Below are 12,438 nucleotides of genomic sequence, written 5' to 3'. Positions count from 1 at the left end.
CGCCTCGGTGAAACGGCTTTTCCTCATGTCGTCTGCTCCTTTTCAGATTGGGCAGACTCTACATCACAGCGAGGGAACTTCCGGGGGGCAGGTCAAGAACGATACGCTCGGAATCGTCCACGGCACTCCTGAATATGTGCTGGAGATTGTCGTACGATATCCGCGACGTCGTGTAGCCCTTCAACTGGCCAATCAGACCTGTCAATGGCCCCACGGCCTGCCCGAAGAGAATGCGGGAAACGAAGGCAGCCCCGGCGGAAATTTCACCCTGAATAGCCAGATAGATGCCCAACGCAAGGACACAAAGCCCGAGAGCCGACTGGAAGAAACTCGACGCGACGACATAAGCCGCTGATTTATCGCTGGAATCGTTTTGCCAGAACAGTGCTTCCTTGTGATCCTTCTGCCATAGCTTGCGAAACGCCGGGCGCATGCCCATGGCATGCATGACCTCGATGTTCCGGATGGTGGCTGACATCCATGCCGTTGCCTTGCGGCTGGCCGCCGCGGCTTTGCCGAGCGGCTTGTGGGTCGCGTGATTGTTGGCGATCGTCAGGGCCAGAACCACCAGCAAACCCAGAATAGCGATGTATCCGAAAAGCGGATTCAGGAAAAAAAGAACGATGACAAACAGTGGAGACCAAGCCGCCCTGACCAACGTTTGGAGCCCGGTACCGGTCCAGAATTCCCGAAAACTGTCAAGATCGCGCAAGGCCTGCACGTCGACACGCCGTCCTGACCGGAGCGCCACATCCTGCACGGCCGCCAGCAGGGCGGGGGACACCTTTTCGTCTCCCCAGGCGCCGACGCGCAGCGAGACGGTTGCTCGCATGCGCTCCACGATCGCGCCGATCAGCACGAGGAAAAGCGCGATCGCCGTCAACATGATGAGCGTGGTGATGTTCCGGCTCGTCATGACGCGGTCGAAGACGTTCAGCATGTAGAGCGGTGGAACGAGAGAAAGAATACTCGTCACGCTCCCGAAGCCGATCAATCCAAGAATAGCAGGCCGCGCTGCGGAGATCGTCTGATCGAGAGGCGTGGAAGCCTTGTGAACGTCAGACGGGCGACCAGACATTCCTGATGATCCGAGCACGCTACGACCCCGTCAGTTAGCGACATCAACATCTGTTGGCTCTTCACGCTTCCGGAGAGTCAACGGAAAAGGATACTTCCGACGGCATCTACATCCAACATTCCGCCGTGATCAAGGAAGTTTGGTAAACGATAGTAAGAAATGATACATGCAGATTGCCGATGTTAGAAACCTAAATCAAGATAACGGTATGCATATATAGTAAGTGCGCCTTTAAATCAATCGCAGCAAATTCCGTAAATAACGCCTTGATTTTGCCTATTTATGCTGTGCCCCAGGGAAGCATGCTGAAACGGCTTGGATTCTGTAGAGGAGACGCCGGCGTTTGGCGCGGCCCGGTCGCGTAGAGGATAACTTTAACGACTGTGGCTGGAAAAGCAGTGTTTCCATGAGGCGGTGTGCTGTTGCACGATGGCCCGAAAATGCAGATTTTGGGGACAATAACGACAAGCCGTTCGGTCCATAAATTCCTTAGCTGCCAAAATCAAGCGTTGCACCATAATCAATGAAGGTATTTTCGTCGACCTCGGCTGGCGGAGTGTCGTCGGGAGTCGGCTCAGGGGTGATGGAAGGATGCACCTGCTTCAGACGTTCGCCGTGGGGCATATCGGCCAATAGCGAACGGAAGGCAAAGTTATTCTGGGAATACACAATGGCTTCCACCAGATGGAGCGCGAACGGGTTGGAGCGATAGAGTTCCACATATCTTGCTCGTTGCGTGGCGGAGAGCGCTGCAAGTTTTTCAGGATCGATCACAAACAATTTCTGACGGTGGAGCCCGCCGTTCAGCGCGCCGGAAGGAACAGGAACGGTGATATCGAGCGTGGCGAGCAATTCGCACGCCGTCCGCAGTGCAGGCCGCTGCGTTTCCGCTGTCTGCAGCGCGGCGAGCACGATGGACGTCGCCGGCGAGAATTTGCCGTGCTCGTCGAAAAGGTCATGCTCGCCGTCCTTGCCGAACAGGCCGCCATCGTGGGTCACGGCCAGCAGTAGGTCATCGCCACCGGCGCGGCGAACGAGGCTGAAAGGATGAACCCTGAGCATCAGCGGCAGGTACTCGGTGGCCCACTTTCCTGCTGCGTCGATATGAATATTCTTGCCTTGTTCATCGGCGAGGATGGCAACGAGATCAAGAATATTCCCGGTCTGGCGCAGACATAACGGATAAAAATTCGCGGCGCGGCGAATTTCCTGGAACGTCACTTGGATCAGACGCAGATCCTGTGCGAATTCAAACCTTGCAGGCAACGACCAACGCATCCCGGCATGTTTTGCATGGGATATCGGTTCATAAAAGCTGTGCATGTCCGGCCCATTCAACGCCTGTTGGCGGCAACATAACTCTCGCGCGAAGAGCTGTAATCAGGTCTTGAATAGCACGATATCGCATGACTCGTATACATCACGGGGCGTTATCCGCGCTGCCGGCAGCCGGAGCGCGTATTTGCGTCCATGCCGACGAGATCGTCGCAAAGCTTCTGGCGAGATCGTTCATACGGAAAAGCGATATCTCGTGGGCTTCCACCAGTTGAACGATTTCATGCCCAAGCTCTTCGACGAGCGGCGTCAGTTTTTCATAAAGAGCCTGCGTATCGCGCGTGAGCGTATAGAGACCAGCCAGCGACAGGGTGCGCTCGCCGAACTGAAGCGCGAACTCCCAGGGCTGCATCAGACCGGCCGCATGCAGAAGCTGGGAAAAACGGGCCGTCTTGGCCTGGCTGTGGGCAAACACGCGCGTCGCTGCCAGCCGCATGAGCGCATCGCGTGTGAAGCGCCCATGTGAATCATACATATTAATGGGCTGCGCGCCCGGCCGGACTTCGGCATGATCCACGAGAACCGGGCGGGAGGCTGCGTAGTCGCCGGGAGCAACCGTGAACGGATAGGCTTTCAACGCGAGAAGGGAGATATCCTCGTTCGTGATATCACGATTGGCCGAAAGGCCGGTGCCGGGCGCAAGCCCCGTCAGCGCCACGAGAGAAAGTCTGTCTCCCATGGACTGCCAGACGACGGGGAACTCGCGCGCGATATTGCCTATCTCCACCAGGACGACAGGGATAGCTACAAGAGACGCGATATGCGGATAATCGCCGACGCGATACAGAACACCGGTCTTCGTATCGCGAGGAAGCGGCTGCAGATTTGAGTAGAGCATGCGAATCCCGTTGAAGATCGACCCATAGGCTAATGGAAAAATGCGGCCTTGTAGAGACCGCGGGCGGCAGGCGACAATCCTTGTTGTCCGCCGCCGGTTCTGAAAATGCGACCACGAGCGTCGGATAAATATATACAGGTAGAACGTAAAGCAGAATAGCCATCGGGACAGGTATCGCTGCTAGGTGACATTCCGGTATCACGAGGGTACCAGACGCTAGCCGGCCTGCGCTTTGGACGGGCAGGGAATAACCGGTTTGCGCCGTGAAACTTGTGCGAACAGTCCTATAAAGCGATGGGACGTTTCGTACTGTTCCACGTTTTCAGGCGATGCCTGGCCCTCGGCCGGGCCCGCGACCAGCAGCTGGATGATGTTCTTAAAAAGGCGCCCCTGATTAGACAAAGGATAAAGTCGCTTCCCAGGCCAATACTGATTCTCGATAAGTGCGGCTCATTGAGAATCGGTATGCGTGTTGATAACGCTTCAGCGGACAAATGGCTCCGCCTATTTTGCGCGTGAGCGGTGATCGCCAATCGGAATCTCACTTGTAATTTACAGCCGCCAAGATGGCTCCGTTGTTAGCCGGCAGGCGCAGGTCGACACCTTGCGATATAAGCAGTTATACCGAACTTGGCCGGAAAAATGTTACGACTGCCCAGCTTCAATGGCATGGAAAAAGCTGATGCCAAATTTACATCTCATGAATAACAAATTACAAAATTTTCGTACGTATTGGATATAACTAGATAAACCTGATTAACAGTTGAAATTGATATAGACCCCGTGTATTTTGGCTGCAGTAAATTTCATGAAGAGTGAGTGCTCATGGCGGGCAATGCGATTGACGGCGGCGAACGGGCAATTGACATGGCGAGGCGACAGCGCGCGCCAGTTGACACTGCTCCGATCGATGCGCGTGCCCGGTTTAACGGCGGCGTGGATGTAGCAACCGCTGGCTCTTCCCGGGCGGGCGGGCGCGTTTATGCACGTGCCATGCCTGTCTCGCGCGGTTTATATGCGCTGCGGTATATTGCTGCAGAGGATGGCGGCGTTCCGCCAAAGGTTGTCGCGTCCTTTGCGCCCGATTCAGATCCTGGTGCGCGGCTGTTTTATGGGCCGGACAACGCTGACGGTGTGCTGCGGGCTCCGGGCGACGCTCTTGTTGTATCTGTCGCAAGCGATTCTGTTGTCGTTGTGACGATATTTGTTGAAGGAGCGGCGCGTAATGACGGTGTCAAGCTCAAGCTTGATCGCCTGGATCGCGTAACCGACAGGGACGAGAGTGCTCTGCGGCAGAGTGCGGGCCGTGAGGCGGGTGCGTCCGAGGCGCTTCCGGTCTTTATGTCGGGTCATATCGCCTACCGTGGAGACGTGACGACGCGGACAGGGGAGTGGCTCGGGGAGCCCAGTGCGCAAGAAGACATCGAGGGTTTCTCTGTCCATTGGCCGCGCCGGCCTATCGGGGTCGATATCGGTTACGGCTGCGAGGTTGCCGGATTGGGCGAGGTTCCCGAGACGCTGACCGGGGATTTCGTTGGCACGCGCAAGAGGATGCTGCCGGTAGTTTCCATTTCTTTCCGGCTGCGGGACGAGAAAGCCGAGCAATTCGATCTCGAGCTTGAGGCTGCCTTCAGGGACGGCAGTCTTGTGAAGGTGTCTGGTCGCGAGGTGTCGGCCAGAGCCAGGGACGGGGTATCTCCACTCGTCGGGGTGCGTTTGCTTGTACGCAAGCTGCGGGCCTCCGATGTGGAAGGCAAGGGTCCCAACGGAGTTCCGGCTGGCATCCAGTCGGGGCGGGTAAAATTGTATCGGGGAAGTTCCGGTGGCCGGTTGTCCGTGGCGGGCCAAGGGCAGCTTCCCTGATCGTTTGAGTACGGAACGGATCGCATCCGGAATGCGCTATAGTGGTTTAGGGGTGCGATCATGGGTGTTTTAGATGTTTTTTTGATCTAGTCCGTTTGTCTAGGTCGTAAAGCCGTTACATTTTATTTATAAACTGGAACCATAAAATTTGGCTGGTTTCGGTTGTCTAGGACAAGGAACAGAGACTATGGCTGTAACTTATGATCTTGGAGCCGATGCGGCCCGCGATGAAATCGCGAATTCCACGCTCCCGAATGATGTGAAGCAGGCCATTCAGGGAATCCTGGATGCCATACCGCAAGGCGAGAGCGTCACTATTGCCGAGTATGCGCCAGGTGAGGATATCCCGCCTGGTACCGATCTGCTCTTCATCAAGCAGGGTTCGGGCGAGGAGATCGTTATCCCCTCCGGTGTTTCGATCGTCATTCTGGATACTTCCGAAAATACTGTCGTCAGTGTTGACGGGTCTTTGCCGGTTGTTGTCTACGGCGGGTCCGGGAGCGATTCGATCGTGCTGCGAAGCGCCGCTGCGCAGGGTTTTGCGGGTGAAATCGGACAGTCATCCAGTCTTGTGTCGGGCGGTGAGGGCGATGATTCGATCGTCGGCGGCGATCTCGCTGCATACCTCTCCGGCGGTTCCGGCAACGATACGGTCATTGGCGGTTCCGGTGACGATACGATCGTCGGTGGTAACGGTCAGAATCTTCTCAGGGGCGGCGACGGGAACGTCACGTTCTATCTTGCGGATGGTTCGGATACGGTTGAGGCTGGTAGCGGCATTGATCTTGTCTCCTTTGCCGACGTGGCGAACAATCCGAGTGCTGCAGTTGTCGAGGCATCTCGTGCGAACTACGAGATTGACTGGCAAGGCGACAAGGCCGTGGTATTCAACCTGGTGAGCAACCAGCAGTCGGAAGTCACCGGTGTCGAGTATCTCCGGTGGGCTGACAGTGCTCTCGTGGTTGCCAGCGATGACAACGAAGGCTCCGTTGCCCGTCTTTATGAAGCGCTGTTCGATCGCACCACCGAGTTCGAAGGCTTCAAGTTCTGGCTCGACATGTATCGCGACGGCGCCTCAATCGCCGAAATTGCAGAGCGTATTTTCGATACGGAGGAGGCGTCCTCGCTTTCGACGCTATCTAACGAAGACTTCGTCGATCTGCTGTATCACAATACGCTTCAGCGCGACGCCGACCAGGGAGGCCGCGACTACTGGATTGGCCGCCTGACCGATGGTGATGATCGCGTTAATGTTGTGCTTGACTTCGTTTATGCGGAAGAGAGCGGAAACAAGACGGCCGACGTTATCCACGTCATCACGGATGATGACGACCAGATCGTCTGATCTGAAATATTGTGACAGTTCCCTTTTCCAAAAGAGGGCTGTCACAGAAATACTAGTGTATTACGGCACTGTGAGTTTTTGATCTGCATTCGATATGCGGGGATATCTATGTGATTTTTAGTATTATTAGAAATTTGAGTTTTATTGTGCTGTTTGCGCCCGACTGCAATTACATTGCAGTCGGGTTTTTATTTTCGTCTTAAGATCGTGTTTTTTACATTGACGCGCTTCCTATACAATAACGGGGTCGCTATTCTACGTTGACCGTTTTTGTGACCGTACATTCCACCGAATCCCAAAGATCGAGGAAAATGCGTATCATGAAAGGAATTCTTCTCGCCAGGGAGTCGGGAACAAGGTTACATCCGCTGACGCTTGCCATAGTGAAGCAGCTAATACCCATTTACGATAAGCCGTTTCTCTATTATCCGCTGAGCGTCCTCATGCTGGCAGGCATCCGCGAGATTCTGATCATCTCGACGCCCTATGCTATTCCGCAATTTGCACGTTTGCTGGACGATGGCTCGCAATGGGGGATTTCGGTCAGTTACGCCTCGCAGCCAAGCCCGGATGGCCTTGCCCAAGCGTTTATTATTGGTGCGGACTTCGTGCAGGGGGAAACGTCAGCCCTGATTCTGGGCGACAATATTGTCCATGGTGCTGACCTCGAATCGCTGTTGCATACTGTCGAGCCACGTGGTGCGAGCGTTTTCGCCTACAGGGTCCGGGAGCCTGAACGTTACGGGATCGTGACCTTTGACGACACTAACAAGGCCCGTTCGATTGAGGAAAGGCCGGCCAGACCACGCTCGAACTGGGCCGTTACAGGTCTTTAATTTCTATGATGAACAAGTTGTTGATATTGCAGCGAACCTCAAGCCATCCGCACGTGGAAAACTTGAAATTTCCGATATCAATCGCTTTTATATTGAGTAAGGGCAACTCCGTGTCAAGAAGATGGGGCGTGGATTCCCTTGGCTCGACACCGGTACACATGACAGCCTGATCGGTGCTGGAAGGTTCGTCTGCACACTTGAAAAACGTCAAGGCTAGCGTATCGCCTCTCTCGAGGAAATCGCGTTCAGTAAGGGATATATTGATCGTAATTGACTCGCCAAGTTAGGCAGAAAGCTGGGTAGAAACAGTTACGGAGAGTATCTGATACAGATTGCAGAGGAATCTGAACTGCGAGTTGAAGATATGATGAAATAGTTTCAAAAAATAATGTAGCCGTCAGTTTAGTAGTATGGAAAGCTGCAATGGCCAAGGATGGATTTCTACCTAAACTGAAAACGAGCTTCCGCGTTTTCACGCGAGGTCGGAAGAAAACCGATTCCTCGGTCGGGCAAAAGAGGCATGCCTGGGAATTGGTCCAGGCTATAGAGTCTCCTTTCAGGCCAACAGCGGAAATCACGGATATAGGTGTAGGTAGGCAAGCGGTGCTGATCGATGATGATGCTGATCGATTTTCAGCCAAGGAAGTCGATAAGGTTCTATCTCTCCAGCAGCGTAGAATAGAAGAGCTTAACCAAGTCGTGCAACTTAAGACATCGGAAACCGAAGCGATTCAACGCCTAGTTGAAGCGGCGGCCGATGTAATTGACGGCTTCCAGAAGTTGCTCTCCGACCGGGATCGGAAAATTCTTGAATTGGAAATCCTCAATAGAACTTTGATAGAGCAGGTGCAGCAAAAAGACGCAACTTTGACGCAGCGGGACATCCAATTGAAGTCACTCAAGACCGAGAATAATGATTTAGCATCAAAATTATTATTGATTCAGAATGTTAATGATACGTATGAGGTTATCCGTAATTCTGAAGCTGAAAAATCACGTGAACTCGAAGCTGTTCGCGAGCTTCTTTCTTCGGTAAAACGCGCCAATAGCGAAAATCAGATGATACTTGAATTATTAAATATTTCTGTTTCTGAGAAAGACAAAGAGATAGAGAGCTATAAGAAAACTATTTCTGATTTTACTGATCGCCTCAGGACAGAACGTGAGACACTGATTCAGAGAGACCGAAGAATCGATACTCTGGAAGAGCGAAACAAAGTGCTTGAGTCGACGACTTCGGAGAGGATCGCTGAAATTGCTACGCTTAGCCGGCTGTTGTTGGAGAAAGAGAAGCTTCTAGCTGCGCGGACGGGGGGCACCCGCCTCGTCACGGAAGCTGGTGAGCGGGGGGGAGGCACAGTTCCGACCTTATCACAGAAATCGGAGGTAGCTCCCCAAAAAGGTATTGTCGTTAAGTCACCTGTTTTCAGGAGTGAGGAACGTCAGCGCGAGCGGCGACTTATCGAACAGTCCGGCTTATTTGACGAAAGCTGGTATCGAAGCCAGAATCCGGACATGGCACTATCGGGGCTTGATGCGCTTGACCACTATCTGGAGGTTGGTGGAAAGCAGGGCAGGGATCCCTCTCCACGTTTCAGCACGAAACGTTATTATGAACTCAATAGGGATGCGCCTCTAAAAGGAGGCAATCCGCTCCTAGTGTATCTCGAGTATGGGGCGTCTGCTAAACGGGCGGCCGATCCCCGGGATGGTTAGAAACGTATGTAAATGCATGTAAATCATTGAGGCGATCCAAACTGGCGCCTCACTCGTTGATGTACTAATATCCGGCCAAATTGCGCCAAGGGCACTCCTCGGCTGGGTTTCCACGCTAAACTCTAACATGGCAGGCCCTAGTATGGGAGTGCCCGCACAGATAGGCAAAGGAATCGTATCGCGTGAAAACCTTGTTTCTAGGATCTTACGGTTTCGGCAATCTCGGTGATGAGCTTTGTCTGCTGGACGCAGTGCGTGCATTCCCTTCGAGTGAAAATCATGTTCTGAGCTATCGTCCCACTTTCACGGGAAAATTTATCAAACCGGAAAGTTTTATAGAAAATTTCAATCAAGCCAAGATGCTGCGTCCAGAGAGAATTGTTCTGGGCGGCGGAGGTATTGGAACGCTGTCAATGCTTCCGAGGTTTCTAAACTTTATTAATGACGCGCTTACATGGAATGCTCAATGCCACATTTACAATATCGGCGTTGCTAACCTGGATTCGTCATGGATAACGCCGGAAATCCGGCGCGCCGCGCAGTCGCTTGCTTCGTTCTCTGTGCGGGATTTCACGTCGTTGCGTATCGTCAAGCGATGGAAGCTTGATCTGTCGGTCCCCCCAACGCTGACACGTTACCCTGAACGCTTCTACCCTGAGGATGATAGCGTCGATTTCAACTTGCCGAACGAACGGAAAGTCGGCATCTCACTGACCAACCAGGCTATTATGGCCCGTGCGGTCGATGAAAACGCACCGTTGATATTGGATTTTCTTAAGCCCTATGAGGACTACGTGCTCGTACCCATCGTTAGCACGATCCATCAGTATGAAAAGACCGAAGACGATGCGGCGGCGTTCTCCTCCTTTGTCAGTCGCTTGGGTATCCGTCAGAAGATAGTGTTGCCGCAAATCCTCAACCCCTCATGGTGGCTAGAAGAAATGTCGCCTACTCGCCTGAAGTCGTTGATCGGAGAACTTGACGTCCTCGTATCTCAACGCAAGCATAACTGTGTTCACGCTTTTGGGGCGAATACGGCCACAATTGGCTTTTATCCTGGACAAGACGATAGCCTGCCGCGCCTGTTTAACACCGTCTCGCATGAGACACCGGTCGGATCTCGCCTCTTCCCGCTTACCATGCTTTAACATCCTCCCGTACGCGCATATCCGAATATGATAAAAGCACTCGGCGGCCCAGGACTCACGATCCTGTATGGGAAAAGGTTGTTCGTCTGGGCCAAACTCTATTGATAAAAATGAGCATACAATGACGAGTTCCAGTGCTGTCGGTCTTGCATTGAGCCGCCAAGTATTGCAGGCAAAGTTTGGCTCGCGCCACCGATATCTGGCTTTTCTGGAGCCATTCGAAGAACTGGCGGAACCTAACGAGGTGCCGTTGCTGGCTGTCATGGCGGCCATATGGATGCTTCGTCCGGATTTACAGAAAAAATGGTCCCTTGAAAACAGGCAGGACAGGTTTTGTTTTCTCGGATGGTGCTTGTCCAGCGGTTTGCGAGAATATGCAGTGCTGCGTGAAGTAATGCAGCGACCAGAAATCCGCGCGCTTTACCTGTCTCCAACTGAAATCGAGGCGCAGTATACAGGCGGAGATATTCCGTTACCCTACGCTGCGTTGGCCGTGCGTGCTTTCAGCAAGGAACTGGCCGAAGCGACTCCGCTCGATAGGAACGAGGGCCGGCAAGAGCTTGTAGGGTGGTACTTCAAACATATCTTCAATGGGTTGCCGCCGCTTTTTCCGCATCCACGATGGCTTTTGGACCTTGTCGACCGGATCCAGCCGGTTGGAATAGACGTACAGGATAACATAGCGGCTGCCGATGATCGGGGTTCCGAGCCGTCTTGGTCTTATTCTGGTGTTAATCTTGTTGGTCATCTATTTGGACAACTGGGGATCGGGGAAGATGCGCGCTGTGCGTCGCGCGCGCTGTTCGAAGCAGGGGTAAACCACTGTGTTCTCGACTTTCCCGCTGGTTCTGATGTACAGACAACGCCTCATGCTTATCCTGTTGAAGTTGTGGATGAGCCTGTCTATCCGATCAACCTGTTTGTCATGACCGGAATGGAGACGTTACGGCTGTTTTGTGAGAGGGGTTTGTGCCTCTTTCATAATCGGTACTCGATAGGATTATGGCCTTGGGAGTTGCCGCAGTGGCCTTCGGAACTTGAGTTTTGCTTCTCACTTGTCGACGAGATATGGGCGATCAGTAGCTACGTAAGAGGCGCTTATGAACTTGCTTCGCCTGTGCCTGTCGTGCATATGCCGCCAGCCGTTATAGCTCCGTCGGTTGAAGAAGATCGGCAACGCTTCGGACTGCCTGACAACAAATTCGTGTTTATGTGCAACTTCGATGCCCTGTCGTCGTTTCATCGCAAGAATCCTTTCGGCGCGATTAAAGCCTTCCGAGATGCATTTCCAGACGACGATTCAGTCAGACTCGTCATCAAGGTCATGCGTGGCTCAGCAGATAGCCAACAGATGGACGAGCTATACATAGCCGCAGCGCATGATCCTCGCCTGATCGTCATCGACGCTGTACTGGCGCGGAAAGATCTGCTGCAGCTGCTGGCGTCTTCCGATTGTCTGATTTCTCTCCATCGGGCAGAAGGGTTCGGTCGATCGCTGGCCGAAGCGGTGCTGTTGGGGCGCAAGGTTGTGGCGACCTATTGGTCGGGTAACGTAGACTTCGCGCAGGCGGGCAACCAGCTTTTCGTCGAAGCCGATATTGTAGCGGTTCCGACCGGGCAGTACCCGTGGTCTGAGAATCAATATTGGGGGGAACCCAACCACAACGCGGCTGTAGAAGCGCTCCAGGCAGCCAGATATGGGGCAGACGAATTCAACAACACCACCATATTCCATCCGCTCAACGTGGGAAAGCGCTATGCAGCACGCCTGCATACGATTTATAGGTGTGTGGCAGGTCGCGGAACTTGCTACCGACAGGCTCGATGATGATCAAGTTCATCGGCTGTCAATGCCGATTACAATTTCCCCAGAAGTGCCTGCTTAAAATCCCCCAGTTTGCTGCCGCCGTTTGATTAACCGTGGTGGTGGTCAGCCCGACCGTTTTTCGGCGGCCTTCCGCGTCGCCTTGGCGGTGGCGGGGCATGATTGCGGCATGGGATCGGGTGTGTTCGGGGATCAGATCGGCGTGAGCTGTCAGGCGAACTGAGAAACTGCCCCCCCTGTCGAATCGTAACCGTCCGGTCTGACCGCTCTGGCTCGTGCTGAGAGAGGCGGATAGTGTCCACTATCGATGGTGGACAGTATGGTGCTTGCGTGGCGCGTCGGACGAAGCGGCTTTGGACGTGACCTGCCCCCCGGTCGTCCCTCGTTCATAACGAGAGTCCTTGGGTTTGATAGTGGTCGGTTTCGGGTTGGGCAAGCGCGCCGGGCGCGGAGC

General features: G+C 53.7%; 8 protein-coding genes and 1 pseudogene. 6 read left to right on the top strand and 3 right to left on the bottom strand.

What is annotated here, in order from left to right; genetic code table 11:
* Positions 1-58 precede the first annotated feature (58 nt).
* From FHS82_RS20575 to FHS82_RS20565, 3 genes are all read right to left on the bottom strand, one after another.
* Positions 59-1,078 (bottom strand): ABC transporter transmembrane domain-containing protein, encoded by a 1,020-nt coding sequence (locus FHS82_RS20575; RefSeq protein ID WP_166956549.1) that lies wholly within the window; start codon positions 1,076-1,078, stop codon positions 59-61.
* A gap of 489 nt (positions 1,079-1,567) precedes the next feature.
* On the bottom strand, positions 1,568-2,401 hold the full coding sequence (locus FHS82_RS20570) for a SapC family protein (protein ID WP_166956546.1): 834 nt from the start codon (positions 2,399-2,401) through the stop codon (positions 1,568-1,570).
* A 97-nt stretch (positions 2,402-2,498) separates the two neighbouring features.
* Positions 2,499-3,251 carry a SapC family protein gene (locus FHS82_RS20565; protein WP_166956543.1) on the bottom strand — a complete coding sequence of 251 codons (753 nt, stop codon included), beginning with the start codon at positions 3,249-3,251 and terminating at the stop codon, positions 2,499-2,501.
* An 825-nt stretch (positions 3,252-4,076) separates the two neighbouring features.
* Here FHS82_RS20565 and FHS82_RS20560 point away from each other — a divergent pair.
* From FHS82_RS20560 to FHS82_RS20535, 6 genes and pseudogenes are all read left to right on the top strand, one after another.
* Positions 4,077-5,114 carry a hypothetical protein gene (locus tag FHS82_RS20560; RefSeq protein WP_166956540.1) on the top strand — a complete coding sequence of 346 codons (1,038 nt, stop codon included), beginning with the start codon at positions 4,077-4,079 and terminating at the stop codon, positions 5,112-5,114.
* A 187-nt stretch (positions 5,115-5,301) separates the two neighbouring features.
* Positions 5,302-6,459 carry a DUF4214 domain-containing protein gene (locus FHS82_RS20555; RefSeq protein ID WP_166956537.1) on the top strand — a complete coding sequence of 386 codons (1,158 nt, stop codon included), beginning with the start codon at positions 5,302-5,304 and terminating at the stop codon, positions 6,457-6,459.
* Between the two features lie 320 nt (positions 6,460-6,779).
* Positions 6,780-7,671: pseudogene (gene rfbA, locus FHS82_RS20550) on the top strand (glucose-1-phosphate thymidylyltransferase RfbA).
* A gap of 47 nt (positions 7,672-7,718) precedes the next feature.
* Positions 7,719-9,011 (top strand): coiled-coil domain-containing protein, encoded by a 1,293-nt coding sequence (locus FHS82_RS20545; protein WP_166956534.1) that lies wholly within the window; start codon positions 7,719-7,721, stop codon positions 9,009-9,011.
* 182 nt (positions 9,012-9,193) lie between these two features.
* Positions 9,194-10,159: a polysaccharide pyruvyl transferase family protein gene (locus FHS82_RS20540; protein WP_166956531.1), complete on the top strand. Its 966-nt coding sequence runs from the start codon at positions 9,194-9,196 to the stop codon at positions 10,157-10,159.
* A gap of 121 nt (positions 10,160-10,280) precedes the next feature.
* The gene (locus tag FHS82_RS20535; protein ID WP_166956528.1) at positions 10,281-11,987 is read left to right on the top strand and encodes a glycosyltransferase; all 1,707 of its coding nucleotides are present in this window, start codon (positions 10,281-10,283) and stop codon (positions 11,985-11,987) included.
* The last annotated feature ends 451 nt before the right edge of the window (positions 11,988-12,438 follow it).

The organism is Pseudochelatococcus lubricantis (assembly GCF_011762225.1).
Taxonomy (GTDB): Bacteria; Pseudomonadota; Alphaproteobacteria; order Rhizobiales; family Beijerinckiaceae; genus Pseudochelatococcus; species Pseudochelatococcus lubricantis.
The sequence above is the reverse complement of the archived record's forward strand: the minus strand, read 5'-3'. Positions and strand labels throughout refer to the sequence as shown.